Here is a 25,589-nt window from a genome sequence, read left to right as displayed (position 1 = left end):
CTTTTTTTGCGCTGTCGGCCCGGACATTCAAACGCCGGCGGCAACGGCGCGCACCCGCTCCAGCCAGGCTTCCCTCTGCCTTGCCGCCGAGCCCAGCACCGGGCCGAAGGCCATGGTCCTGACCGGCCTGATGCCGCAGAACGCCAGCGTCGTTTTCCGCATCTGATGGATGCCCGGCATGCGGTAGACCCAGCGGAAATACCAGGGAGGCGTATCCATGGTCACCAGGAGATGCGCCGTGCGGCCTCTCAGGAGCTGCTCGGGAAACGCCTTGCCGGCGCGGTACCTGAATGCGAACCCGGGCAGGAACACGCGATCCAGGAAGCCCTTCAGCAGCGCCGGCACCCCGCCCCACCAGATCGGAAAGACAAAGGCCAGGTGCCCTGCCCAGGCGATCGCCTCCTGTGCCGCCAGCAGATCGGGCTCGAGGTCCTGGATCCCATGGTAGCCCGCGTGCAGGATGGGATCGAACCGCAACGCATCCAGCCGGAGCAGCCGGACTTCATGTCCCGCTGCCTCGGCGGATGCCGCATAGGTCCGGGCGATGGCCCCGCAGAGACCATCGCCGGAAGGGTGGCCCAGGATCACAAGTATTCGTTGCCGCATTGCGACGCGCTCCTCAACAGGTTGACGCCGCGAGAGTAAGGCTTGCCCCTGGTGGCAGAGTCAAGCGCGCCGGCAGGCCATCGCTGCCGCCTCAGGCGGCGGATGGCGGATGGCAGGCCGGCCCATCGGCACTGCCCGGATCATTGCGGCGGTCAAGGCATGCGCGGATCTCCGCGCCGATCTCGCCCAACTGGGCGTCCAGCCTGCGCAATCGCTGTATTTCCTCGCGCAGGCTGGCGCGTTTGCCGTCGATCTGCTGCGCCAGGCCTTGCCAGTCCGGTTCGCCGGCGCCCCCGTCCAGCGCCGGGAGAAGCTCGGACAAGCGAAAGCCCAGGGATTGCGCCTGCCGGATCAACTCCACCTGCCTGACCTCATCGTCCGTGTAGACGCGATATGAACCGGCGCGTGTCACCTGCCCAAGCAGGCCGAGCGCTTCGTAGTGGCGAATCGCCTTCGGCGAAGCCCCCGTGCGCCTGGCAATCTCTCCGATGAACATCACCCGCTCCTCAAGAATCAATACGAAATATCGGCCGCCATCCAGCCGCGCGCCCGGCACTGCCCTGCCTCGTGAAGCTTGCCGCAAGGGGGCCGCAGGGTAAGGCCTGCCCCTGGGGGCAGAGTCAAGCGGCGACGGAAACCGCGGCCTTCGCCCCTCATGCCTGCGCGGCGGCGGTGCGATCGGCAGGCGCGCCAAACAGCACGCTGCACGCCTCGCGCACTGCCGCCGTGACATGGCGCCGGGCGTGGTCGCGCCGCTCCAGCATGCCGATGGTACGCAGCACCGGCGGCGCGCCGCCCACGGCCAGCGGCAGGATGCGCAGCGCCTCGTCGTCCAGCCAGCGCGCGCGCTGCAGCAGCGGCACCACGGTCACGCCGACCTGCTGGCGCACCAGTTCCACCAGCGCCTCGATGGAGTTCAGTTCCAGGAATTCGTTGACGCGCAGATGCGCGCGGCGCAGCGCCCGCTCCACCTGCATGCCGGTACGCTGGCCGCGGTCGAAGCGCAGGAACGGGTTGGCCGCCAGCGCCTCGCGCGCGTTCGCGCCGGGGCTGTCGCGCCCGGCAATGGCCACCAGCGGCTCCTGGTAGAGCGGCGTCCATACCAGCGTGCCGGGCAGGCGGCCCGCCCCTTCCACCAGCATGGCCGCGTCCAGTTCGCCGGCTTCCACCTGGGCGGCCAGCTCGATCGACTTGGCGCCGACCAGGCGCACGTCCAGCGCCGGGTATTCGCGTTTCATGCGCGCCACCACATGCGAGAGGCCGCCCATCACCGAGACCACTGCGCCCACCGCCACCGCGCCGGCCATGGCATCCGGCGCTTCCGGCGGCATGCGCATCTCGTCGTAGAGTGCCAGCATCCGGCGCGCCTGCGGCAACAGCTCGCGGCCGCCGGCGTTGAGCGCCACCACCCTGCCGCCGCGATCGAACAGTTCGCGGCGCAGCTCCATCTCCAGCGAACGCATCTGCAGGCTCACCGCGGCCTGGGTCAGGGCCACCTTTTCCGCGGCGGCGGCAAAGGATCCGTGGTCGGCCACGGCCACGAAAGTGCGCAGGAAACGGATGGTGCTCATGAGCTGGGTCTGGGAATGGTGGCTTGTCCGGCGGGGCCGATACTTAAGAAAACATTGAGACACAAGAAAGAAATATTAGCTTTCATTACGATCAGCTGCACGGAATAATGATGTGCAATACCATCGCAGCGTGCCTCCGGCGTCACCGCCCCGGCGCGCTGCCGCGTGGTGATCCGCCCGAGGGCCGCCAGCGGCCTGCCATGCCTTGCTTTCCAGATCCGGAGATCGTCATGAAACACTGGCTGCGCCTGTTTGGCACGAGCCTCGCCACCGGTCTCGCGCTGACCGCCTTCCCGGCCCTCGCCGACACCTACCCGAGCAAGCCGATCCGCCTGATCGTGCCGTTCCCGGCCAGCGGCGCCACCGACCTGCTGGCGCGCGCCATCGCACAGAAAGTGGGCACCAGCATGGGACAGCAGATCGTGGTCGACAACCGCCCCGGCGCGGGCGGCGCGATCGGCTCCGACATGGCGGCCAAGGCCCCCGCCGACGGCTACACGCTGCTGATCGCCACCACCAGCACGCACGCCATCGGGCCGTACATCAACCCGCGCCTGCCGTACAACACCGAGACCGACTTCACGCCGATCGGCCAGGTGGCCATCGCCACCAACCTGCTGGTGGTGCCCAACAGCCTGCCGGTGAAGAACGTCAAGGAACTGATCGACTACGCCAAGAAGCACCCGGGCGAACTGAACTACGCGTCCAGCGGCAACGGCACCGTGGTGCACCTGACCGCCGAGGCCTTCAAGGCGCAGGCCGGCGTGTTCATCACGCACATCCCGTATCGCGGCACCGCGCTGGCCGTGCCTGACCTGATCTCCAACAAGGTGCAGGTGCTGTTCGACAGCATCGTCTCCGGCCTGCCGCATGTGAAGGACGGCAAGCTCAAGGCGCTGGCCGTGACCAGCCTGAAGCGCTCGCCGCTGGCGCCCGAGATCCCCACCGCCAGCGAATCCGGCCTGCCGGGCTTCGAGTCCGATACGTGGTTCGGCATCTATGGGCCCAAACAGATGCCGGCCGAGCTGGTGAACCGCCTCAATGCAGAATTCAACAAGGCGATCCAGGCGCCTGACGTCAGGGAGCGCCTCGGCAAGCTGGGGGCGGAACCGGTCGGCGGCACGCCGGCGCAGTTCGCCGCCATGGTGAAGAAGGACAGCGCGCGCTGGGGTAAGCTGATCAAGGATCGCAAGATCACCGTGGAATAAGCGCGACGGAATCCAAGCAATTTCGTGTGTACTCCCCTCTTCCGCGCATGGGAGCGGGGAGCCAGGCAAACGCAAGGCTCCGGCACATCGGCACGACGCGATCCGCCAGGCCGGCAAATCGAACCAAGGCAAGCATGCAGAACTTCAACTGGACCAATCCCTACCCTTCGGTGCGCATCCCGCTGTTCGCACGCAACGTGGTGTCCACCTCGCACCCGCTGGCGGCGCAGGCCGGCCTGCGCATGCTGCTCAAGGGCGGCAACGCGGTGGATGCGGCCATTGCCGCGGCGGCGGCCATCACCATTGTCGAGCCAGTCTCGTGCGGCCTGGGCAGCGACGCCTTCGCGATCCTGTGGGACGGCAAGGAACTGCACGGCCTGAACGCCTCGGGCGTGGCGCCGGCGGCATGGAGCCCCGAGTACTTCAAGAGCAAGTACGGCACGGACGCCAACGGCATTGCCAAGCGCCCCTTGCGCGGCTGGGACGCCGTCACCGTGCCGGGCGTGATCGCCGGCTGGGCCGCGCTGCACGAACGCTTCGGCAAGCTGCCCTTCGCGGAACTGATGGAGCCCGCCATCGAGATCGCCGAGCGCGGCTACGCCGTGCCGCCGGTGGTGGCGCACAAGTGGGCGGCCGCCGTGCCCGAACTCAAGGACCAGCCCGGCTATGCCGAAGCCTTCATGCCGAATGGCCGCGCGCCCAACGTGGGCGAGAAGTTCACGCTCAAGGCCGCCGCCGAGACGCTGCGCAAGATCGGCGCCACCAACGGCCGCGCCTACTACGAAGGCGAGATCGCCGAGCAGATCGCCGCCTTCAGCAAGGAATGCGGCGGCGCCATGACGGCTGACGACCTGCGCAACTACAAGCCGGATTGGGTCAAGCCGATCAGCAAGTCCTACCGTGGCTACGAGATGCACGAGATCCCGCCCAACGGCCAGGGCATCGCCGCGCTGATGGCGCTCGGCATCCTCGCCCAGTTCGACATGGCGTCGCTGCCGGTGGACTCGGTGGACTCGCAGCATCTGCAGATCGAGGCGATGAAGCTGGCTTTCGCCGACCTCTATCGCTACGTGGCCGATCCGCGCAGCATGGAAGTCACGCCCGAGCAGATGCTCGACGACGCCTACCTGAAGTCGCGCGCCAGTCTGATCGACATGGAGCGCGCCACGCATTTCGACTTCGGCATGCCCAAGGTCGGCGGCACCATCTACCTCACCGCCGCCGACGAGAACGGCATGATGGTCTCCTTCATCCAGTCGAACTACATGGGCTTCGGCTCGGGCGTGGTGGTGCCGGGCACCGGCATCAGCCTGCAGAACCGCGGCGTCGGCTTCTCGATGGACCCGAAATCCGCCAATGTGGTCGCGGGTGGCAAGCGGCCCTTCCACACCATCATTCCCGCCTTCCTCACCAAGGATGGCCAGCCGGTCATGAGCTTCGGCGTGATGGGCGGCGACATGCAGCCGCAGGGCCACCTGCAGACCGTGGTGCGCATGGTGGACTACAAGCAGCAGCCGCAGGCCGCCTGCTGCGCGCCGCGCTGGAAGGTCAACCGCGACTTCACGCTGGACGTGGAATCCAGCATGGACCCGGCCGTCGTGGCCGGCCTGAAGGCGCGCGGCCACCAGCTCAAGTCGGTCGACGATCCTTATATGGACTTCGGCTCCGGACAGTTTATCTGGCGCCTGTCGGATGACGCCGAGCATGGTTATGTGGCCGCCAGCGACAGCCGGCGCGACGGGCAGGCAGTCGGCTTCTGATTCTCTGCAAGCTGCACCGGAAGCGCGCCCGCGGTGGGCGCGGCGAAAGCGAAGACATCCAACTCCCCGAGCGCAGGGAAAGGCTTGCCCCGAAATCTGGAAGAATCTGGAAGAATCTGGAAATTCCAGGAGGAGAAACTGATGAAAAAGTCGGGTTCGACCGGGGGCCAGCCAGCGTCCGAGCTGATTGACAAAAGAATCGCCGATCTCGGAGACTGGCGCGGGGAGACCTTGAGCAGGATGCGCAAGCTCATCCACGAGGCTGCCCCGGACGTCGTGGAGGAGTGGAAGTGGATGGGCACTCCCGTCTGGTCTCGCGACGGGATCATCTGCACCGGCGAGTCTTACAAGTCGATAGTGAAATTGACCTTCGCCAAGGGGGCTTCGTTGAAGGACCCGGCCAAGCTCTTCAACGCGAGCCTCGACGGCAACGCAAGGCGCGCGATTGACATCCATGAGGGGGAGGAGGTCGACGCGGGCGCGTTCAAGGCGCTCATCCGTGCCGCGATCGCTCTCAATACGTCGAGTGGAAAGGCAAGCCCAAGGCGAGCGAAGTAGGCCACGGGATTCGCGCCGGACCGGCGCTGAACCGCGATGCACGCCACTGTCTGCAACTGGCTTGCCCGCCATCCCGGCAAGTGTCCATGGTGTCTGCCGCGGGGAGAATTACACTGAGGCCTCTGCCTCCACCACGATAACCATGGCCACCTACGCTTATCGCCTGCTCAACGTCTTCGCCGAGTCCACCTTTGGCGGCAATCCCCTGTGCGTGTTCGAGGATGCGCGCGGGCTCGACGACGCGACCATGCAGGCCCTCGCATTGCAGTTCAACCTGTCCGAGACCACCTTCGTCCTGCCCTCCGAACAGGCCAGCGCGCGGGTCCGCATCTTTACCCCGGGCTATGAGATGCGCTTCGCCGGCCATCCCACGCTGGGCACCGCGCATGTGGTGCGCGACCTCGCCGGCACCGGCGATGCGCTCACGCTGGAATTCAAGGCCGGCGTGGTGCCGGTGACCGCGCAAGGCGACGTCTGGACCTTCACCGCACCGCATTCGGGCGAACCGAAGACCGCGCCGGCCGGCCTGCCGGACGCGCAAATGGCAGCCCTGCTTGGCCTGGCCGAGTCCGACCTGCTGACTTCGCCGATGTGGGTCGACACCGGCGCAGACCAGCTGCTGGTGGCGGTAAAGACCGTCGACGCCGTGCGCCGCGCGCAACCCGACGGCGCGCGCCTGGGTATCTGGCCGCAGAGCAGCCTTGGCCGCAAGACCGCCTACGTCTTTGCCTTCGACCCCAACCGGCCCGGACAGGTGGTGGCGCGCTATTTCTTCACCAAGCAGGGCGGCGGCGTGGCCGAGGATCCGGGCACCGGTTCGGCCTGCGCCAACCTGGGCGGCTGGCTGATCGCCACCGGCCACGCGCTGCCGGCCGGCTACCAGATCGCGCAGGGCGAGGCTGTCGACCGGCCGTGCACGCTGCGGCTGGAAGTGACCGGCGGGCAGGCTATCCGCGTGGGCGGCCGCGTGATCGAGCTGGGCCGCGGCACCGTCACCCTGTAGCGGGCACGGCCGGCGATGGCCCCGCGCGGGCGCGACAAACCTCACGTCAGTGCGTTACAGTGAGACTAGTCCGGCGCCCGCGCCCCCCAACGCCCATCGACATGACCACCCCGCACGCCATTACCACGCTGGCAGAGCTGGAGGCTCGCTACGCCGAAGCCGGCGAAGCCTCGCTCGCCAAGGAAGTCGACCACCTCCATCCACACTACCGCGCCTTTGTCGAGGCCGCACCGCTCTGCCTGCTCTCCACGGTGGGTGGTGAATACGCCGAATGCTCGCCGCGCGGCGATGCGCCCGGCTTCGTGCAGGTGCTCGACGAACGCACCCTGCTGCTGCCGGACCGGCGCGGCAACAACCGCATCGACAGCCTGCGCAATATCGTCGCCGACCCACGCGTGGGCCTGCTGTTCCTGATCCCCGGCGTGAACGAGACCATCCGCGTGGCCGGCACCGCCCTGGTCTCGGTCGACCCGGCGCTGATCGCGCGCTGCGTCATCGACGGCAAGGCACCGGCCACGGTGCTGGTGATCTCGATCCAGTCGGTGTTCTTCCAGTGCGCCCGTGCGCTGGTGCGCTCGAAACTATGGGACCCGGCAACGCAGGTGGCGCGCACCAGCCTTCCGAGCAACGGCACCATCCTGGCCGACCTGAGCCGCCATGCGATCGACGGGGCCGCCTACGACCAGACGCAGCCGGAACGGCTGAAGCAAACCCTGTATTGAAGCTTGACTACCCCGGATATATGTACACGCCAACCCACTTCGCCTGTACCGAGAACGACGCCATCGACGAGGTCATGCGCCGTTATCCCTTCGCCACCCTGATCGGTAACGACGCCGGCGGCCTCCCCTTCGCCACGCATTTGCCGGTGGTAGCCGAGCGTAGCGGCGACAGCTGGCGGATCGAAGCCCATATGGCGCGCGCCAACCCGCACTGGCGCTGGCTGGAGCAGACTCCCAAGGCCTTGCTGGTGTTCCAGGGGCCGCATGGCTACGTATCGCCGGCGCTGTACGAGGAAAAGCGGTCGGTGCCGACCTGGAACTACGTTGCCGTGCATGTGTACGCCGAGATCGTCACCGTGCATGACGCCGGCGCCAAGGACGCGCTGCTCAAGCGGCTGATCGCCCATAACGAACCGGGCTATGCCGCGCAATGGCATGACTTGCCGGAGGATTTCAAGCAAAAGATGCTGGGCGGGATCGTCGGCCTGCGCATCGAGCCGACGCGCATCGAAGCCAAGTTCAAGCTCAGCCAGAACCGCCCCGCCACCGACCGCGCCCGCATTCTCGCGGCCCAGCGGGAAGGCAGCGCCATCGAGCGCGACATGGCGGAGTGGATGGCGCGCATGACGGGCGCCTGAAGCCCGGGGTTCCCACCGCGCGCCGCTCAGGCGCGCGGCAGCCACTCGGGCATATGGGTGCCGAGCGGCACCGAGGGCAGCGCCCATTGCGCAGGCGTCTCCGACAGCCGGGCCGCATGCGACACCACGCCCAGCGCACCGAAGCCCGAAGGCAAGGCCACCATCAGGTCGGCCACATCCTCGAAGCGCTGATCCGGTATCTCCATTCCGCCTTCAAGCCGCCCGAGGCCGCGCAGCCACTGGCCGGTCTGCGCCAGCGACACCCGCACATGCCAGCTGCCGCCCTCGCCTGCGCGCCGGTGCAGCGCGGCCATGGCGCCCAGCGCCAGCAGGTAGCCGGCCGTATGATCGAGCACCTGGGCCGGCAACGGCTGCGGCGTGTCGCTGCCCGCGGCCTGCGCTTCCGCGTGGTTGAATCCGCTCGCGGTCTGCACCAGGGAATCGAAGCCGCGCTTGCCAGCCCACGGCCCGGTGTGGCCATAGGCGCTCAGCGTCACATAGACGATGCCCGGCCGCGCGCGCGCGGCCGCCTGCGGCCCCACGCCCAGTTCCGCCAGCCCCTGCGGCCGATAGCCCTGGATCAGGACATCGGCGCCATGCAGCAGCTTGTGCATGGCGTGCTTGTCGTCCGGGTCGCGCAGGTCCAGCTGGCAGGAGCGCTTGCCGCGTCCGGTATCGATCACCAGCGGCATGATGGCCGGCAGATGGGCGGCAGTGACCAGCAGCACGTCGGCGCCATGCGCCGCCAGGGTGCGTCCGGCCACGGGCCCGGCGATGATGCGGGTGAAATCCAGCACGCGCACGCCCGTGAGCGGGCGCGCGCCGGTGGCCGGCAGATCCGGCAACGGCTGCGGCGGCGCCTCGCCGATGCGCTCGATGGTCAGCGGCGGCATGCCGTGCAGCGCCTGTCCCTGGGGATGCCGGTCCCACGCCTCGAAGCTGCGCATGGCGGCCACCACCAGGCCTGCCTCGGAGGCAGCGGTCTCGAACGCCTCGGCCTCCCACTTTTGCAGGGCGGCCTGCACCGCCGCGACATCGTTGGCGCAGCCGAGCAGTCGCAGCACGCCATCGCGGTGGTGGGGAAAATTGGCATGCAGGCGCACCCAGCGGCCATCGCCGCAGCGGAAAAGCCGGGAGAGCGGATCCCGGAACTCCGGCCAGGGCGCGCCATCGACGCGCAGGTAGCGTTCGCTGCGGAATTCGGCCAGCGCGTGACGCATCTCCACGGCGACGTCCTGCCAGCGCCCGCTGCGCTGCTGCCACAGGGCGGCGGCGGCGAGCGCCGCGGCGCCCAGGCTGGCCTGGGCAGCGGTGCCCACGGCGAAGGAGGATGGCAGCACCGGGTCGGCGCCGCCGAGTTGCAGCCGGCCCAGTGCCGCGGCCGGCAGCCCCGCGGCCTGCCAGAGTCCGGCTACGGCCTCGTCCGGGCTGGGGCGGGTGGCCGGGGTAATGGTTGGCGTCGGCATGGCGGCAAGCTCCAGGGGCGGATGCGCTCCCTCCATCCTAGTCCACCGGATCGCCGAAATTGGCCGCGCCTGGTATTTCAAACCGGCGGCGAACCCGGCCGCGCCGGCTGTTTTCCGGCCGGCGCGCTCAGTTTCCCCGACACTGGCCGCAGGCACGGTAAAATCACCCGATCCGGCAATCCGCCACGCAATCGAGCATCGCGGCGGGCAGCGGGCCGCCATCGCGGCCGCCGCCCCCGCGGAATTAACAGCCCATCGGCGCCCAAATGAGCCACGACCCCAAAGCCAACGACAATACGCCCGCCGCATCCAATTTCCTGCGCAGCATCATCGACCAGGACCTCGCCTCCGGCACCTACGCCGGCCGCCAGGATGCGCAGGGCCAGCCGTTGCCCACCGTCATCACCCGCTTCCCGCCGGAGCCCAACGGCTACCTGCATATCGGCCACGCCAAGAGCATCTGCGTGAACTTCGGCATGGCGCGCGATTACGCCGGCCGCTGCCACCTGCGCTTCGACGACACCAACCCGGTCAAGGAAGACACCGAATACGTCGACTCCATCATCGACGCGGTGCACTGGCTCGGCTTCAGCTGGGACAGCACCGGCGCGGACGGCAGCAAGCAGCCTCACCTGTACTACGCCAGCGACTACTTCGACCAGCTCTATGCCTTCGCCGAAAAGCTGATCGAGCGCGGCGTGGCCTATGTGGACAGCCAGACCGCCGAGCAGATCGCCGCCAACCGCGGCGACTTCTCGCGCCCCGGCACGCCCTCGCCGTTCCGCGACCGCAGCGTGGCGGAAAACCTGCAGCTGTTCCGCGACATGCGCGACGACAAGTACGCCGACGGCGAACACGTGCTGCGCGCCAAGATCGACATGAGCGCGCCTAATATCGTGATGCGCGACCCGGTGATCTACCGTATCCGCCACGCCCATCACCACCGCACGGGCGACAAGTGGTGCATCTACCCGATGTACGACTTCACCCACTGCATCTCGGACGCGCTGGAAAACATCACGCATTCGCTGTGCACGCTGGAGTTCGAGAACAACCGTCCGCTGTACGACTGGGTGCTGGCGCAGCTGCGCGAATGCGGCGTGTTCAGCGATCCGCTGCCGCACCAGTATGAATTCGCCCGCCTGAACCTGACCTACGCCATCACCAGCAAGCGCAAATTGCTGCAACTGGTCGCTGAGAACCGCGTGGACGGCTGGGACGATCCACGCATGCCCACCATCGTGGGCATGCGCCGCCGCGGCTTCACGCCGGAATCGATCCAGTTGTTCTGCGACCGCATCGGCGTGGCCAAGTCCGATAGCTGGATCGACATGAGCACGCTGGAGGGCGCCGTGCGCGACGACCTCGACGCGCGCGCCGCGCGCAGCGTGGGCGTGCTGGACCCGCTCAAGCTGATCCTCGACAACTACCCCGAAGGCCAGAGCGAAGAGTGCTCGGCGCCCGTGCACCCGAAGAAGCCGGAGCTGGGCCGTCGCGTGTTCCCGCTGTCGCGCGAGCTGTGGATCGAGCAAGACGACTTCAGCGAAGCGCCGCCCAAGGGCTACTTCCGCCTGTTCGCGCCCAAGGACGGCAATCCCGGCAGCAAGGTGCGCCTGCGCTATGGCTATGTGATCGAATGCACGGGCGTGGACCGCGACGCCGACGGCAAGGTGATTGCCGTGCACGCCAACTACCTGCCCGACACCAAGAGCGGCACGCCGGGCGCCGACAGCGTCAAGGTCAAGGGCAACATCCACTGGGTCAGCGCACCGCACGCCTATGAAGCGGAAGTGCGCCTGTACGACCGCCTCTTCAGCGACCCGAACCCGGATGCCGGCGGCAAGAACTTCCTCGACGCGCTGAACCCGGGCTCCAAGAAAACGGTCACCGCCTACCTGGAGCCCGGCCTGCAGCAGGCCGCCGCGGAAGACCGCTTCCAGTTCGAGCGCCATGGCTACTTCGTCGCCGACCGCGTCGACTCCAGGCCGGGCAAGCCGGTCTTCAACCGCATCGTCGGTCTCAAGGACAGCTGGGGCAAGTGAGTCGAACGAGGCAAACGAAGTCAACAAGGAACAAGGCAGACGAGGACCATGCAAACCATAACCTTCCCGCTCGAGGGCGAGCATATCGCCCTCAACGACCTGCTCAAGGTGGCCGGGATATGCGACAGCGGAGGCGCCGGCAAGGCCCTGGTGGCGACCGGCGAAGTGTCGGTCGACGGCGCGGTGGAATCGCGCAAGACCGCCAAGATCCGCGCCGGCCAGGTGGTCAGCGTGCCCGGCGTGAAGATTCGGGTGGTGGCGGCCTGAGGCCAGCCCATCCGCAGGCATGCCCGGCGGCTGGTCCGGCCGGCCACCGGGCGCCTGCCCCCAAGCAAAGGAAATATCCATGCCGATTGCATTCTGGTGTGTGCTGCTCGCAGGCATCCTGCCTGTCGTGACGGTGGGCATCGCCAAGGCGGGCGGACGCGGCTACGACAATCACGACCCGCGCGGCTGGCTGGAAGAGCAGGCCGGGCGTGCCCGGCGGGCCGACCAGGCCCACCGCAACCACTTCGAGGCCTTCCCCTTCTTCGCCGCCGCCGTGCTCTCGGCGAGCTTCCTGCATGCGCCGGCCTCGCGCATCGACGAACTGGCGCTGGTCTTCGTCGCTGCGCGCATCCTGTACACCTTGTGCTACCTGGCCGATCGCGCCACCTTGCGCACCCTGTGCTGGACCGTGGGCTTCCTGTCCGTGATCGGCATCTTCCTGCTGCCGGTGTTCGTCCACTGAGGATATGCCCTATGCGGCACCTGCCAACCGCCCTTTGCTCACTATGCCTGCTGGTGTCCTTGCTGCCCGGCACGGCTCTGGCGGAACCGCTCGACTTCAAGGTCGACCCGACCCACACCACGGTGTATTTCGCCGCCAGCCATTTCGAGCGGACCTCGGTGCGCGGGCGCTTCGGCAAGATCGACGGCCGCATCCGCTACGACGAAACCAGCGGCAGCGGCGCGATCGATTTCACGGTGGATGCCGACTCGGTCGATTCCGGCAACCGTACCCTGGACGGCATCCTGCGTTCGCCCCAGTTCCTCGATGCGCAGAATTTCCCCGTGGTCAGGCTGCAGGCCAGCCGCTTTGTACGCGAAGGCGACCGGCTGGTGGCCGTGGAAGGCGAGCTGACCCTGCACGGCGTCACGCAGCCGCTGCGGCTGGAGGCGGAGCGGTTCAGCTGCGGCGCGATTTCCCTGTTCGGCATCAAGCGTCACGTCTGCGGCGGCGATTTTCGCGCCGTGCTGTCGCGCAGCACCTTTGGCATGACGCGCTTCCTGCCCGAGGTGGGCGATACCGTGGTGCTCACGATGTCCGTGGAGGCGACGCCGTCGCTGCCGGCGCTGGAGTGACAGCCGCGCCGCCCAGCATCCGGCGGCGCTGCGGGATGTCGCCCCGGCGGCACCTGAAGCACCGATTTCTTCTGTAGAATCAGGGGTTTGCCTATTTGGCCGGTCCTGTCTCCCGGCCTTCGCCCGAACGGGGAACGAACACAAATGACGATGATTCAAGCTGGGGATATCGTGGCTGCCGCGCTGGCGGCGGCGGGCGCCTGCCTGGTCTGCAGTATCCCGCTGGACTTCCTGCGCCCCTTCCCGGCGTGGGCGCTTCGCACCTATGGCCGCCGCGCCCTGCTGGTGCCGCTGCTGATCCCGCTGGTTGGAAGCTGGCTGCTCGGCCTGGCCCAGTCGGGGCAACTCGACAGCCCGGCCGGGCACGCCATGGTAGTGGCGGCGGCCTTCCTCTGCCTGAACCTGGCTGCGGCGCTGCTGCGCTACTACCTCAGCGACTACCGCAAATCGCGTTGATCCTCAGGGACCCCGGCGCGCCATTCATGAGCACACCCCTGCGCTTCGACATCGCGGCCGGCGCCGAAACGCTGGCCGCGGACCGCATCGACGCCGGCAACGGCGCCAGCTGCCTGCTGCTGCACGGCGCCGGCACCAGCCACCGCGGACGCTGGCTGGCACTGCGGCAGGCGCTGGCCGCGCACGGCGTCGGCAGTGTCGCCATCGATTTTTCCGGCCACGGCGAAAGCGCCGCCCGCACGCCCAACTCGCTGGCCAAGCGCCTGGGCGAAGCGCAAGCAGCGCTGGCGCATCTGGACGGCAGCGGTCCGAGGGCCCTGATCGGCATCAGCATGAGCGGCGAAATCGCCGTGCGCATGGCGGCCGATCCGGCCAACCGGATCGAGCGCTTGCTGACGCTGGTGGGCGCCGCCTACGACCCGGCCGCCTTCGAACTGCCCTTCGGCCCGGCCTTTACGGCCGTGCTGCGCACGCCCGGCAGCTGGCGCGCCTCGCTCGCCTTCGAGCAGATCGAGCGCTTTCGCGGCCGCATCACGCTGGTGCGCGGCGCCGAGGACAACGTCATTCCACCCTGCATTGCCGACACCCTGGCCGCCCGTGCCAGCCTGGCCGAGCGGGTCGAGGTGATCGACCTGCCCGCTACGGGTCACTTGCTGGGGGAAGCCTGGCAAACCCGGCCGGGTTTTGCCGCGCTGCTGAGCGGGATCGCGCTGCGCGCCGTCAGCGCCTGACGGCGCGCTCCCGGGCCGATCGTGGCGTCCTTGCAAGACATGGCGGACCGCGGCCATGGCGCAGTCGCGATCGCGCCGCGCGTTTCACGTATGATGCGGCCTTTCGCTTCTCGCAGCCTCTGCCGCGCCCAGTCTTCTCCCATGGCTCTCAAATCCACCATCTACAAGGCCGAACTGTCGGTGTCCGACATGGACCGGCCTTACTACGGCAGCCACGCCCTGACCATCGCCAAGCACCCGTCCGAGAACGACGCGCGCATGATGGTGCGGCTGCTGGCCTTCGCCTGCGAAGCCAGCGACACGCTTACCTTCACCCGTGGCCTCGACGAGCCCGACGAGCCGGACCTGTGGGAAAAGACCCTGACCGGCGAAATCGCCCACTGGATCGAGCTGGGCCAGCCCGACGAATCCCGCCTGAAGCGCGCGGCGGCGCGCGCCGACCGTGTCACGGTGTTCACCTACAATGGTGCCAGCGCGCGCGAATGGTGGAAGGGCATGGCCGGCAAGGCAGGCAAGCTGCGCAACGTGACCATCTACAATGTGCCCGCCGAGGCGGTGGAAGCGCTCGCCGCCCTGGCGCAGCGCGCCATGCGGCTGTCGGTGACGATCCAGGACAGTGAAATCTGGGTCAGCGACGACGACAACAACGTCCGCATCACGCTCGAAGTCCTGCAGCGCCCGGCGGGCTGAGCCTGCCGCGCCGCCCGGTTTTCGCATTTTGTGTATTTCGTGTTTTTCGCATCACCCATCCGCCCGGTGCGACCGCAAACGCCGGTCGCACCGAACCCGTGACCCTCGCTGATACAGCACAAGGAAGCCATCCATGAATACCACTCCCTCCGGCCTGCAATATGAAGACACCGTAACCGGCGAAGGCGCCGAAGCCACGGCAGGCAAGCATGTCACGGTGCACTACACCGGCTGGCTCTACGAGAACGAACAGGCCGGCCGCAAGTTCGATTCGAGCAAGGACCGCAACGATCCCTTCGTGTTCCCGCTGGGCGCCGGCCATGTCATCCGCGGCTGGGACGAAGGCGTGCAGGGCATGAAGGTGGGCGGCACGCGCCGCCTGGTGATCCCCGCCGAACTCGGCTACGGCGCGCGCGGTGCGGGCGGCGTGATTCCGCCCAACGCCACGCTGCTGTTCGAAGTGGAACTGCTGGCAGTCTGAGCGCCTGGCTGCCGCTCGGGCGGCAGCCATCGGCATGCCATCCCGCGCGCCTGCGCGGATGGCAACAAGCAACAAGGGGCGCCCGCGGGCGCCCCTTGTGCGTTCCGGCCCCGGCCATGCCGGCCGGACGCGCTTCCAGCACTAAAAGCTGATCGCAGCGTTGCCCACGTCGACCCGCACCTTGTCGCGGTCCAGCAGGCGCGCGGCATGGCGGGCATAGTCCTGCGCCCAGGCGGCATCGCCGGAAAATCGCGCTTCGCCGGAGAACTTGGCCACGTTGAGGATCTTGTCGATCACCAGCACCTTGCCCACCGGGCTGGAGGCCTGGCAATCGAGCTCGGCGTATTCGCGGTCGAACCAGCGCCAGCCGGCATCCTCGCTGACCGCCGCCAGCTCGGCATCGCCAATGGTGAAACCGAATTCCTTGCCGGTGCCGAAGGCCACCGTGAGCGTACGCGCCATAGCCTGATCTCCTGGTTGATGCCAGCATTGTAAAGACATGTCGGCCGATACCGCCACCTTGCCAGGTCAAGTATCGCGCCGAAATATCGCGCCGGCGCGGCAGCCGCCATCCCCCCGGCACCTCGTAGCGCGGCATAGGCCTGGCCACCCTGCCTGCCAGCGGCGCCGCTCGCGTGCGCACGCCTGACTCCGATCGAAACCTGACCGTTGCGAGCCGCCGACAACGTGGGGAACCTTACACAGATTTCTCCTCGCCATGTGGTTTCCATGCCGCCCGCCGCGCCGCTTTGGATTATGCTTGCACCATGGCCATCACCCGACAAGATCTCGAAACGGATCGGCTGCGTGCTTCTCTATGCAGCACGCCGGTGGCTTCCTCGCTGCTTCCCGCCGAAGCGCTCGAGGGTTCGCTGCGCGCCACGCTCGACCGGCGCCCGGATTCGCCGGCGCTGGCCGGCGATGTCTGGCTGTTCGGCTACGGCTCGCTGATCTGGAACCCGATGGTGGTCCACACCGACCACCGGCTTGCCACCGTGCACGGCTACCACCGCGGCTTCTATCTCTATTCGCGCATCAACCGGGGCACCTGGGACGACCCGGGCCTGGTGCTGGGACTGGATCGCGGCGGCTCCTGCCATGGCGTCGTCTTCCGCATTCCCCATCACATGATCGAGCAGGAATTCCGCCTGCTGTGGCGCCGCGAGATGCTCACCGGGGCTTATCATCCGCGCTGGCTCAACGTGAAGATGGCCGGCAGCGCGCCGCAGCGGGCGCTGGCCTTCGTGATGAACCGCACGCATGAGTCCTACGCTGGCCGGCTGCCCGACGACCGCGTGGTGGCGTGCCTGCGCCATGCCTGCGGGCTCTACGGCCCGGCTCGCGAGTACCTCCAGCAAACCCTGCTGGGCCTTGCCACCAACGGCGTCGACGACCCCTACCTGGGGCGGCTTTGGCGCCGCCTGCAGGATACGGATGCCGCGGGCGCGGCCACCCGCGCCGCAAGCGAAATCGCCTGATCCAGGAACCACCGGGATGCCACGCCCTGCCGCCCGCCCTCGCCGCCTGGTGCTTGCCGAAGTGCTGGGACTGACCGGGTTGCTGATGGGCGGCGCCTTGCTGGCCGGCCCGGGCGGGTCGAGCCTGGCGGCACGCCCGGCAGGAAGCGGTCCGGCACAGGCTTCACCGCGCTCGCACGGGCATGGCTCGGCGCACTCTCCGTCCGCCGCGCACGACAGCGTCGGCGCGCTGGACCGCAACCTCATCGCGGCCGCCTCGGTCGGCGATCTCGAACTGGTCAAGCGCTTGCTGGCAGCGGGCGCATCGGCCCAGGCTACCGACGATCACAACCGCAGCGCCTTGCTGGTGGCGGTCTACAGCCGGCATACGGAAGTCGCCAGGGCGCTGGTGGTGGCTGGCGCCGACGTCAACCGCAAGGATGTCGAGGGCAACAGCCCGTTCCTGCTGGCGGCGGCTACGGGGCAGCTCGAGGTGGTGCAGTTGTCGCTGGCCCATGGCGCCGACGTCGGCAGCACCGACGGCTACGACAACACCGCCCTGATCGCAGCCTGCGAGCATGGCAATACCGAAGTGGTGAAAGTGTTGCTGAAAGCCGGCGTCGCGGTCGACCACGTCAACGGGCAAGGCTGGACCGCCTTGCTGGAAGCCATCGTCATGGGGGACGGCAGCGCGCGCTACGAAGACATCGTGCAGTTGCTGCTGGACGCCGGCGCGGATGCCAACCTGGCGGACCGCGACGGCACCAGCCCGACCCGGCACGCGCGCGAGCGCAGCTACAAGACCATAGTGAAGATGCTGATGCGCGAACGCGGGCACTGAGGCGCGGCCGGATTGTCCCGGGGCGCGCCCGGAACTCGCCGCCCTTGCATCAGGCAACTTGCCGGCGCATCAGGCCTCGGCCGGCTTGGCCCCGGCGTTGCGCGCGTTCTCGCTTTCCTGCAGGTGGCGCCACATCACCTTGCCCGTGCCCGATTTGGGCAGCGCATCGACGAACTCCACCACGCGCGGATACTTGTAGGCCGCCATGTTCTCCTTGGCCCACTCGATGATGTCCTCGGGCGTGGTCTTGCCCTTGGCATGGGTCTTGAGCACCACCACGGCCTTCACGGTCTCGCCGCGGTAGGCGTCGCGCGTGCCGATGATGCAGGCCTCCTGCACGTCGGGATGCTTGTACAGCAGGTTCTCGACTTCGGCCGGCCACACCTTGAAGCCTGACGCATTGATCATGCGCTTGAGCCGGTCGGTGATGAAGTAGTAGCCGTCCTCATCCATGCGGCCCAGGTCGCCGGTACGGAAGAAGGTCTTGCCGTCGAATTCGATGAAGGCATCGCGGGTGGCATCGGGCTTGCCCCAGTAGCCCTTGAACACCTGCGGGCCGCACACGATGATCTCGCCGACTTCATTGACCGGCATTTCCTCCAGCGTCACCGGGTCGATCACGCGCGCGTCGGTATTGAGGAAGGGCACGCCCAGGCACTGCAGCTTGGGGCGATCGCCCGGATTGCTGTGGGTCGGCGCCATGGTCTCGGACAGGCCGTAGCCTTCCAGGTAATTCAGGCCGAACTGCTGCTTCAGGCGCTCCGCGATCGCCTGCGGCATGGCCGCGCCACCGCCGCCGATATAACGCAGGCTGGACAGGTCGAACTGCTCCAGGTTCGGGCTGGCCAGGAAATCGATCACCATGGTCGGAATATTGGTCCAGTGCGTGACCTGGTAGCGCGAGATCAGCCGGCCGGCGACTTCGCGATCCCAGCGCGGCAGCATCACCACGGTGGCGCCGCTGTAGATCGGGCCGTTCATGCCGTACTGCATGCCGGTCACATGGAACAGCGGCAGCACCGACAGGATGGTCGATTCCGCGCCGCTGCCGCTCCAGATGCTGCCGCCGATGACGTTGTGCATCACCGAGCGATGGGTGTGGATGCAACCCTTGGGGAAACCGGTGGTGCCCGAGGTGTAGGGCATCACCGCCATGTCGTCCGGGCCGGCGGTATGCGGGGCCGGAACCAGTTGCGCGGCGAGCGCCTCGGCCCACGGCGTGGCGCCTGCGGGCAGGGGATGCTGGGTGGTCAGCCAGGCGGCCGGCGCGTCTTCGGGATGCGCGTAGCTGGGCGGCAGCGCGTCGCTGTATTGCGTGACCAGCAGATGCTGCAGGCGCTGGCCGGCCGGCAGTTCGCCATTGGCCTGCTCGGCCCCGCCGGCCAGGTCGGCGCTCAGGATCGCCACGCGGGCCTGCGCGTCGCTGATGTAGTGCTTGAATTCTTCGGCGCGGTTCATCGGGTTGACCGGCACCACCACCGCGTCCGCGCGCAGGATGGCGTAGTAGGCAATGATGAACTGCGGGCAGTTCTGCATATAGAGCAGCACCCGGTCGCCCTTCTTCACCCCCGCCTTTTGCTGCAGCCAGCCAGCCATTGCGCTGGCCTGGGCCTCGAGCTCCCGGAAGCTGATGGCGTTGCCGAAATACCGGATGGCCGCCTTGCCGGGGTAGCGATGGGCGGAGACCACCAGGTTGTACCAGAGCGAAGTCTCCGGCAGCACGATCTCGGTGGGCACGCGCTTGGGCCAGAACTGGAAATGCGGGCGCGCGGGCTGAGGGGTCTGCATATTGGTCTCCTGTGCGGTCTCGAGGACCGTGGTCTTGGCATGCGGGTCGATGCGTATCAATGCGTATCAGATACCGGTCAATCAATATAACCGAACGACCGTTCTATTTTCAATCCATCGCTTACCCTTGTCTACCCTCCCGCCACCGCGGCAAGGTTGCATTCGGCCGGTCCCGCCCCAAAATGAAGAGGGTGAAATGCCCTGCCCGGCGGCGCTGCCGCGGGGGCTCCACTTCTCGAGACCAAGCCATGAGCGACGTAACCCTGCAGAACTTCGAGGCCGACGTGATCGACACGTCGCGCCATGTCCCCGTGCTGGTGGATTTCTGGGCACCCTGGTGCGGACCTTGCCGCACCCTGGGGCCGATGCTGGAAAAGCTGGAAGGCGAAGCCGCCGGCAAATGGCGGCTGGCCAAGGTGAACGTGGACGAGAACCAGGAGCTGGCGGCCCATTTCGGGGTGCGCAGCATTCCGCACGTGGTGGCGTTCGCGGACGGCCAGGCGGTCGATCAGTTCACCGGTGTGCTGCCGGAGTCCGGCCTGCGCGAGTTCATTGCGCGCGTGATGCCCGACCCGGGCCAGGTGGCCCTGCGCGCGGCGCGCGATCACGCCGCCGCTGGCGATAGGGACGCCGCCCGTGCGGCGTTCCAGGCGGCGCTGGCCTTCGACCCCGGCTTCGACGCGGCGCGCCTGGAGTACATCGGTTTTCTGCTCGACGAAGACGCGCTGGAGCAAGCCGAGGCCGAGTTCGGCATGCTATCGCCCGACGCCACCCAGGAGGATGGGTTCGCCGCGCTGCGCACCCGGATCGAGGCCATGCGCGGCGTCTCCGGCCTGCCCGACCCGGCTGTCCTGATGGCCCGCATCGCCGCGGCGCCGGACGATCTCCAGGCACGCCTGGACCTCGCGCGCGCCCTGATCGCGCACCGGCAATACGAGGCGGCGCTGGCGCAACTGCTGGCCATCGTGCGCGCAGACCGGGCCTTCGGCGACGATGTCGGGCGGACCACCATGCTGTCGGTATTCGCGCTGATGGGCGACCAGCCCGAGGCGGTGTCGCGCTGGCGCCGGCAACTGGCCTCGGCGCTGAATTAAACTGGCGGGTGCATGCTGCGGGCGGGCCAGCCCGCTCTCCCGCCGCACCTGCCCTGTTTCCCTAATTCCCCAGTTCCGCCGTGACCGCCTCCCTGCCCCGCCTGACCGATTTCCAGACCGACGCGCAACCCCTGCCCAGCCATGACCGGCCACGCCCCGACCGGCTGGTCGCCGGCAACCCGGACCGCACCACCTGGACGCACTACAGCGCCGGCCAGGGCGATTTCGATTGCGGCGTGTGGGCTTGCGAGCCCGGCGCCTGGCGCATCGCGTTCCCGGCCGGCAAGGAGGAGTTCTTCCATGTCATCAGCGGACGCATCCGCATCAGCGACGACGCCGGCCAGGCCCGCGAATTCGGCCCCGGCGACGCTTGCGTGATCCCGGCCGGGTTCACCGGCCTGTTCGAGGTGCTCGAAGCGGTGCGCAAGCACTTCGTCGTGCTCGACCGCGCCGCGGCCAGGGCCGGCTGAGGCGGCAGCCGCTTCAGGCAGCCTGCCCGGCCGGCGCCTCGATCAGCGAAAAGCCGTTCTCGCGCATGTGATCGACCATCATCGCGTCCATCGACTTCACATGCTGGTCGAACCAGCCGGGCAGTTCCGACACCAGCCGCCTGCCCAGCGCCAGGTCGCCCTCGGCGACCTTGTCGCGCACCGCGCCGGCCACCGCCAGCACCTGCTCGTGCTCGCCCCGATGGCAATGCTGCGGGCCGAAGGCCATCGCCTCCATCCAGGCTTCCTCCTGCCCGAAATGGTGGCGGGTATGGTCGATCCACTCGTCCAGCGCCGCCAGGAACCCGGCGTCGTCGGCGCGCGCGGCAGCATCCAGCAACTGGACGAATTCAGCGTGGGTGGCGTCGGTCACCGGCTCGCCCAGCAAAAGCTCGGGTGCAAGGACGGCGGTGCTCGGTGCGGAAGAATCGGTCATGACAGGGAGGACGGAAGCGGGCAAACCGCAAGGATACCGAATCTGCCGCGCAGCGGCCTGATCCAGGACAAGGCGCGGTTGTGCCGGGCTGGCCCACGTCCAGGGGTTATGCTGGAGCCTGAACTCCGCTCCCGCCAGGCTGCCCCCTGGCCCCCCAATGCCCCGACTGCTCTTCTTCTGCGGCCATGCCGGCACCGGCAAGACCACCCTGGCCCACCGCCTGATCGGCCCGCTGATGCAGGCTACCGGCGAACCGTTCTGCCTGCTGGACAAGGACACGCTCTACGGCGGCTACAGTGCCGCGGCGATGAGCGCGCTGACCGGCGACCCGAACGACCGCGACAGCCCGACCTATCTCAAGTACCTGCGCGATGCCGAATACCACGGCCTGCTCGACACCGCGCGCGAGAATCTTCTGCTCGGCATCAGCGTGATCGTGGTGGGCCCGCTGTCGCGCGAGGTGCGCGACCATCTGTTGCACGATCCAGCATGGCTGCGCATGCCAGCCGGCACCACGGTGCGCACGCTCTGGGTGCACCTGCCGGAAGACGAGGCCCACGCGCGTATCGTGCGGCGCGCCAATCCCAACGACGCCTACAAGCTGGCGCACTGGGAGGACTACCGGACGCGGCGCTTCATGCCCGCGCCGGAGCAGTATCCCGAGCTGGCCTACTTCGACAATACCGCCCCCGGCGAGGCCGAATTCGCCGCCCTGCTGGCGCGCCTGGCGGCGTGATGGCGGCCACGCGCGTGGCTTTAGTCCGGTGCCGCCGGATCCGGGGCCGCCGGGTCTGGCGCGGTCAGCGCGCTTAGCACCGTGGAGGCCGCCACCAGTCCGAACACCGCGGTCACCGCCACCGAGGAGCCGAAGCCGGCGCAGGCCAGCCCCTGCGGGCCGGCCGGTGCTGCGGCGGGAGCGGCCGCCGGGGCCTCGTCGATCTCGCAGGCCTGCTGTTCGGGCTCGGGATAGCGCAGGGGCTCGTCCGAGTAGACCGCGTCGATGCCGAACTTCCGCTTGGGATTGCGCGGCCAGCCCCAGTCCTTGCGCAGGCTGGAGCGCACCTTGGCCAGCAGCGGGTCCTGCTGGGTACGGGAGAAATCGACCACGCGGATACGGGTCGGGTCGAGCTGGCCGCCGGCGCCGCCGCAGGTGATGATGCGCCTGCCCACGCGGCGGGCCCAGCCCAGCATGGCGATCTTGACCTTGACCGAGTCGATGGCATCGATGATGTAGTCGTGCCCGTCCAGCAGCTCGGCCACATTGTCCACCGTCACGAAGTCATCCACCTCCCGCACCTGGCAGCGCGGGTTGATCTGCACCATCCGCTCGGCCATGGCCTGCACCTTGGCGCGGCCATAGGCATCGCCCAGGGCGTGGATCTGGCGGTTGGTATTGGACAGCGCGATATGGTCGAGATCGATCAGCGTGACGCGGCCGACCGCATTTCGCGCCAGGGCCTCGGCCGCCCAGCTGCCCACCCCGCCGATACCGACCACGCACACCTTGGCCGCCTCAAGCCGCGCCAGGCCCGCCGCGCCGTACAGGCGCGCCACGCCACCGAAGCGGCGATGATAGTCCTCCTCCTCCGGGCTCTCGTGGGCGAGCGCCGGCGGCAGTTGCGCCAACTCCGGCTGGGCGAATGTTTCCGGGACGAGATTGCTCATTTCTTCGCTCGAAGCTTGCTGATTGGAGGACACTGCGGGGGAAAGCGCGCGTTGCGCCACCTTGTCGGCCGGGCGCCGACAGGATAGCGGGGCGCGCAACTATACAATAACCGCAGCCCCCCAGCCGCGGTTCGACCGCTGCATTGTCCCGCAGACGCTGCGGCGGGCCGCGCCGATCAGGAAACCGACCCATGACCCTGCGCCGCAAGGCCGTTCTCTGGAGTGTACTGACCCCGCTGCTGCTGATCGCGGCGCTGGCGGTCGCTCTCCTGAACTTCGACTGGAATCGCCTCAAGCCCTGGCTGAACCAGAAGGTCTCCGAATCCATCGACCGGCCTTTCGCCGTCAATGGCGATCTCAGCCTGACCTGGCGCAGCGCCGAGGGCGAGACCGGCTGGCATACCTGGGTGCCCTGGCCCCGGCTTTCCGCGCGCGACATCACCGTCGGCAATCCCCTCTGGGCCCGCGAGCCCAATTTCGCCACGGTGCGCGAACTGATCTTCGTGCTGCGGCCGCTGCCCCTGCTCTCGCATCGGATCTCGGTGCCCACCATCGTCATCGACAGCCCGGCGGTCTGGCTGGAGCGGCTGGCGGACCAGCGCAACAACTGGACCTTCACGCCCCCCGCCAGCAAGGCGCCTTCGCGCTGGCAGCTCGACATCGGCGAAGTCTCGCTGGCGCGGGGCGACCTGGCGCTGACGGACCAGGTGCTGAAGCTGGAACTGCAGGCGCGGCTGGACTCCATCGGCGACGCCGCGCTCTATGACAAGACCCGCGACGGCGCGCTGATCGCGCCGCCGGCATCCGGCCCGACGGCGACAGGCGCGGCCAGCCAGGCGCCCGGGGCGGGCAGCGCAGCCGCAACCGCCCCCGGAGGCCCGCGCTACGGTATCCGCTGGAAGGCCACCGGCCGCTACAACCAGGCCACCATCAACGCCACCGGCAAGGCCGGCACGGTGTTGAGCCTGCGCGACGCGAACGTCCCCTTCCCCTTGCAGGCCGACGTGCGCGTCGGCAACACGCGCGCGGTGGTGGAAGGCACGCTGACCAATCCCGCCCACCTCGGCGCGCTCGACATGCACCTGCAGCTGTCGGGCGACAGCATGGCCTCCCTGTATGCACTGAGCGGCATCGTGCTGCCCAGCACCCCGCCGTATGAAACCCGCGGCAGGCTGGTGGCGACGCTGCGCAAGGGCGCATCCGTGTATCGCTATGACAGGTTCTCCGGCCACGTGGGCGGCAGCGACCTGAGCGGTTCGCTCACCTATGCCCAGCGCCAGCCGCGCGCCCTGCTGTCCGGCCAACTGGAATCGAACCAGCTTCGCTTCGAGGACCTGGCGCCGCTGATCGGCGCGGATGCCAAGCCCGGCCAGGCCGCGTCCGACAGCACGGTGCGCCAGCCCGCCGGCAAGGCCCTGCCGGTAGCGCCGTTCCGCACGGAACGCTGGGACAGCATCGACGCCGATGTGAGATTCACCGGTAAGCGCATCATCCGCACCGCCGACCTGCCGATCAGCGATCTCGACACCCATCTCAAGCTGGACGACGGCGTGCTGACGCTCGATCCGCTGAACTTCGGCGTGGCCGGCGGCAACCTGACGTCCGCGCTGCGGCTCGACGGCAAGCGCGAGCCGCTGGCCGCCACCATCGACATGAAGGCACGCCACCTCAAGCTCAAGCAGCTGTTTCCGAGGCTCGAGCCGATGCGCGCCAGCATCGGCGAACTCAACGGCAGCGCCAGGTTGAGCGCTACCGGCAACTCGGTGGCCGCCCTGCTCGGCACCTCCAACGGCGAAGCCAGGCTGCTGGTGGAAAACGGCACGGTCAGCAAGTTCCTGCTGGAGGCCATGGGCCTGAACGTCGGCAGCGTGGTGATAGCCAAGCTGTTCGGCGACAAGCCGGTGCAGATCAACTGCGGCGTCGGCGATTTCACCTTTACCAAGGGCGTGGCCCGCGCACGCACCTTCGTCCTCGACACCCAGGATGCCGTGATCGACACCAGCGGCGCCGTCGACCTGGCCAGCGAGCGGCTCGCGCTGACCGTCCGCCCCGACTCCAAGGGACTGCGCATCTTCTCGCTGCGTTCGCCGCTGTATGTGGGAGGCACGCTGAAAAAGCCTTCGGTCAGCCCGGACATCGGCGTGCTGGCCTTGCGCGCGGGCGGCGCCGTGGCGCTGGCGCTGGTAGCACCGGTTGCCACCGTCCTGCCGTTGATGGACCTGTCCACCGGCGAGGACTCGCAGTGCGGCCGGCTGCTGGCGGGCATGCGCAAACGCCCCACCGCGCCGCCGCCGGGCCAGGCGTACCGCGACCCGGGCGCCGGGAAAGCCGGCCAGGGCGCCAGCCCGCCGGCTTCGCCCGATGCCAGGGCCAAGCCCCCGGCCGCTGCCTCCGGTAGCCAATCCCGGCCGGTGCGCCCGGACCTGCCCCCGCGGCCTGCGCCCGGCACTTCGCTCTATCAGGGCGGCTGAGCAGTTGCGCCGTCCGGCCGCCAGGCGGTCGTGGCTCGCATGCGACGGCACCTTTTTCCTCTGCGACGCAATT

At 68.3% G+C, this 25,589-nt stretch carries 28 protein-coding genes; 20 read left to right on the top strand and 8 right to left on the bottom strand.

The window, feature by feature from the left end; all coding sequences use genetic code 11:
- Nucleotides 1-27: 27 nt before the first annotated feature.
- From AC3FOF_RS02000 to AC3FOF_RS01990, 3 genes are all read right to left on the bottom strand, one after another.
- A complete protein-coding gene (locus tag AC3FOF_RS02000) occupies nt 28-606 on the bottom strand; it encodes an NAD(P)H-dependent oxidoreductase (protein WP_276266998.1) in 579 nt (192 codons plus the stop codon).
- Between the two features lie 91 nt (nt 607-697).
- The gene (locus AC3FOF_RS01995; protein WP_488725637.1) at nt 698-1,102 is read right to left on the bottom strand and encodes a MerR family transcriptional regulator; all 405 of its coding nucleotides are present in this window, start codon (nt 1,100-1,102) and stop codon (nt 698-700) included.
- Nucleotides 1,103-1,259: 157 nt separating this feature from the next.
- Nucleotides 1,260-2,177, bottom strand: a complete 918-nt coding sequence (locus tag AC3FOF_RS01990; protein ID WP_276266996.1) for a LysR substrate-binding domain-containing protein — start codon at nt 2,175-2,177, stop codon at nt 1,260-1,262.
- A gap of 230 nt (nt 2,178-2,407) precedes the next feature.
- Here AC3FOF_RS01990 and AC3FOF_RS01985 point away from each other — a divergent pair, with 230 nt between their 5' ends.
- From AC3FOF_RS01985 to AC3FOF_RS01960, 6 genes are all read left to right on the top strand, one after another.
- A complete protein-coding gene (locus tag AC3FOF_RS01985) occupies nt 2,408-3,385 on the top strand; it encodes a Bug family tripartite tricarboxylate transporter substrate binding protein (protein WP_488725636.1) in 978 nt (325 codons plus the stop codon).
- A gap of 134 nt (nt 3,386-3,519) precedes the next feature.
- Entirely contained in the window at nt 3,520-5,145 is a 1,626-nt protein-coding gene (gene ggt, locus AC3FOF_RS01980) for a gamma-glutamyltransferase (protein WP_488725635.1), read from the top strand.
- A gap of 141 nt (nt 5,146-5,286) precedes the next feature.
- On the top strand, nt 5,287-5,703 hold the full coding sequence (locus AC3FOF_RS01975; RefSeq protein ID WP_276266993.1) for a DUF1801 domain-containing protein: 417 nt from the start codon (nt 5,287-5,289) through the stop codon (nt 5,701-5,703).
- A 142-nt stretch (nt 5,704-5,845) separates the two neighbouring features.
- Nucleotides 5,846-6,706: a PhzF family phenazine biosynthesis protein gene (locus tag AC3FOF_RS01970; RefSeq protein ID WP_488725634.1), complete on the top strand. Its 861-nt coding sequence runs from the start codon at nt 5,846-5,848 to the stop codon at nt 6,704-6,706.
- A gap of 101 nt (nt 6,707-6,807) precedes the next feature.
- Nucleotides 6,808-7,428 (top strand): pyridoxamine 5'-phosphate oxidase family protein, encoded by a 621-nt coding sequence (locus tag AC3FOF_RS01965; RefSeq protein ID WP_017224527.1) that lies wholly within the window; start codon nt 6,808-6,810, stop codon nt 7,426-7,428.
- Nucleotides 7,429-7,448: 20 nt separating this feature from the next.
- Entirely contained in the window at nt 7,449-8,066 is a 618-nt protein-coding gene (locus AC3FOF_RS01960) for an FMN-binding negative transcriptional regulator (RefSeq protein ID WP_017224526.1), read from the top strand.
- A gap of 26 nt (nt 8,067-8,092) precedes the next feature.
- Here AC3FOF_RS01960 and AC3FOF_RS01955 read toward each other — a convergent pair whose 3' ends face one another.
- Nucleotides 8,093-9,532, bottom strand: coding sequence for a CoA transferase (locus AC3FOF_RS01955; protein WP_488725633.1), 1,440 nt, complete (start codon nt 9,530-9,532; stop codon nt 8,093-8,095).
- A gap of 266 nt (nt 9,533-9,798) precedes the next feature.
- Between AC3FOF_RS01955 and AC3FOF_RS01950 the strand changes: the two genes are divergently transcribed.
- The 8 genes from AC3FOF_RS01950 (at nt 9,799) to AC3FOF_RS01915 (ending at nt 15,276) form a co-directional block, all read left to right on the top strand.
- Complete coding sequence (locus AC3FOF_RS01950; protein ID WP_276265543.1) at nt 9,799-11,574, top strand: glutamine--tRNA ligase/YqeY domain fusion protein; 1,776 nt, start codon at nt 9,799-9,801, stop codon at nt 11,572-11,574.
- 48 nt (nt 11,575-11,622) lie between these two features.
- Entirely contained in the window at nt 11,623-11,841 is a 219-nt protein-coding gene (locus tag AC3FOF_RS01945; protein WP_488725632.1) for an RNA-binding S4 domain-containing protein, read from the top strand.
- Nucleotides 11,842-11,920: 79 nt separating this feature from the next.
- Nucleotides 11,921-12,304: an MAPEG family protein gene (locus AC3FOF_RS01940; RefSeq protein ID WP_017226279.1), complete on the top strand. Its 384-nt coding sequence runs from the start codon at nt 11,921-11,923 to the stop codon at nt 12,302-12,304.
- A gap of 11 nt (nt 12,305-12,315) precedes the next feature.
- Nucleotides 12,316-12,918 carry a YceI family protein gene (locus tag AC3FOF_RS01935; RefSeq protein WP_276265542.1) on the top strand — a complete coding sequence of 201 codons (603 nt, stop codon included), beginning with the start codon at nt 12,316-12,318 and terminating at the stop codon, nt 12,916-12,918.
- Nucleotides 12,919-13,062: 144 nt separating this feature from the next.
- Nucleotides 13,063-13,374 (top strand): hypothetical protein, encoded by a 312-nt coding sequence (locus tag AC3FOF_RS01930; RefSeq protein WP_017226281.1) that lies wholly within the window; start codon nt 13,063-13,065, stop codon nt 13,372-13,374.
- 26 nt (nt 13,375-13,400) lie between these two features.
- The gene (locus AC3FOF_RS01925; protein WP_276265541.1) at nt 13,401-14,105 is read left to right on the top strand and encodes an alpha/beta hydrolase; all 705 of its coding nucleotides are present in this window, start codon (nt 13,401-13,403) and stop codon (nt 14,103-14,105) included.
- A gap of 141 nt (nt 14,106-14,246) precedes the next feature.
- Nucleotides 14,247-14,795 carry a YaeQ family protein gene (locus tag AC3FOF_RS01920; protein WP_017223971.1) on the top strand — a complete coding sequence of 183 codons (549 nt, stop codon included), beginning with the start codon at nt 14,247-14,249 and terminating at the stop codon, nt 14,793-14,795.
- A gap of 133 nt (nt 14,796-14,928) precedes the next feature.
- Entirely contained in the window at nt 14,929-15,276 is a 348-nt protein-coding gene (locus AC3FOF_RS01915; protein WP_017223970.1) for an FKBP-type peptidyl-prolyl cis-trans isomerase, read from the top strand.
- A 141-nt stretch (nt 15,277-15,417) separates the two neighbouring features.
- On the opposite strand, the gene AC3FOF_RS01910 is transcribed toward AC3FOF_RS01915, so the two are convergent.
- Entirely contained in the window at nt 15,418-15,738 is a 321-nt protein-coding gene (locus AC3FOF_RS01910; RefSeq protein ID WP_017223969.1) for a hypothetical protein, read from the bottom strand.
- A gap of 305 nt (nt 15,739-16,043) precedes the next feature.
- Between AC3FOF_RS01910 and AC3FOF_RS01905 the strand changes: the two genes are divergently transcribed.
- Nucleotides 16,044-16,754, top strand: a complete 711-nt coding sequence (locus AC3FOF_RS01905) for a gamma-glutamylcyclotransferase (RefSeq protein ID WP_017223968.1) — start codon at nt 16,044-16,046, stop codon at nt 16,752-16,754.
- A gap of 16 nt (nt 16,755-16,770) precedes the next feature.
- A complete protein-coding gene (locus AC3FOF_RS01900) occupies nt 16,771-17,574 on the top strand; it encodes an ankyrin repeat domain-containing protein (RefSeq protein ID WP_488725631.1) in 804 nt (267 codons plus the stop codon).
- A gap of 69 nt (nt 17,575-17,643) precedes the next feature.
- On the opposite strand, the gene AC3FOF_RS01895 is transcribed toward AC3FOF_RS01900, so the two are convergent.
- Nucleotides 17,644-19,362, bottom strand: coding sequence for a long-chain fatty acid--CoA ligase (locus tag AC3FOF_RS01895; protein ID WP_035810705.1), 1,719 nt, complete (start codon nt 19,360-19,362; stop codon nt 17,644-17,646).
- Between the two features lie 248 nt (nt 19,363-19,610).
- Between AC3FOF_RS01895 and trxA the strand changes: the two genes are divergently transcribed.
- On the top strand, nt 19,611-20,456 hold the full coding sequence (trxA, locus tag AC3FOF_RS01890; protein ID WP_488725630.1) for a thioredoxin: 846 nt from the start codon (nt 19,611-19,613) through the stop codon (nt 20,454-20,456).
- A gap of 80 nt (nt 20,457-20,536) precedes the next feature.
- On the top strand, nt 20,537-20,926 hold the full coding sequence (locus AC3FOF_RS01885; RefSeq protein WP_488725629.1) for a cupin domain-containing protein: 390 nt from the start codon (nt 20,537-20,539) through the stop codon (nt 20,924-20,926).
- 13 nt (nt 20,927-20,939) lie between these two features.
- On the opposite strand, the gene AC3FOF_RS01880 is transcribed toward AC3FOF_RS01885, so the two are convergent.
- On the bottom strand, nt 20,940-21,380 hold the full coding sequence (locus tag AC3FOF_RS01880; protein ID WP_017230909.1) for a bacteriohemerythrin: 441 nt from the start codon (nt 21,378-21,380) through the stop codon (nt 20,940-20,942).
- A gap of 157 nt (nt 21,381-21,537) precedes the next feature.
- Between AC3FOF_RS01880 and AC3FOF_RS01875 the strand changes: the two genes are divergently transcribed.
- Nucleotides 21,538-22,116 carry a P-loop nucleotide/nucleoside kinase family protein gene (locus AC3FOF_RS01875; protein WP_488725628.1) on the top strand — a complete coding sequence of 193 codons (579 nt, stop codon included), beginning with the start codon at nt 21,538-21,540 and terminating at the stop codon, nt 22,114-22,116.
- 20 nt (nt 22,117-22,136) lie between these two features.
- Here the strand turns inward: AC3FOF_RS01875 and tcdA are convergent, their stop codons facing one another.
- Nucleotides 22,137-23,045 carry a tRNA cyclic N6-threonylcarbamoyladenosine(37) synthase TcdA gene (gene tcdA, locus AC3FOF_RS01870; RefSeq protein WP_488725627.1) on the bottom strand — a complete coding sequence of 303 codons (909 nt, stop codon included), beginning with the start codon at nt 23,043-23,045 and terminating at the stop codon, nt 22,137-22,139.
- A 191-nt stretch (nt 23,046-23,236) separates the two neighbouring features.
- Here tcdA and AC3FOF_RS01865 point away from each other — a divergent pair, with 191 nt between their 5' ends.
- Nucleotides 23,237-25,516 carry an AsmA family protein gene (locus AC3FOF_RS01865; protein WP_488725626.1) on the top strand — a complete coding sequence of 760 codons (2,280 nt, stop codon included), beginning with the start codon at nt 23,237-23,239 and terminating at the stop codon, nt 25,514-25,516.
- Nucleotides 25,517-25,589 lie beyond the last annotated feature (73 nt).

The sequence above is a fragment of the Cupriavidus sp. 96C5-1 genome, assembly GCF_057798855.1.
The sequence above is the reverse complement of the archived record's forward strand: the minus strand, read 5'-3'. Positions and strand labels throughout refer to the sequence as shown.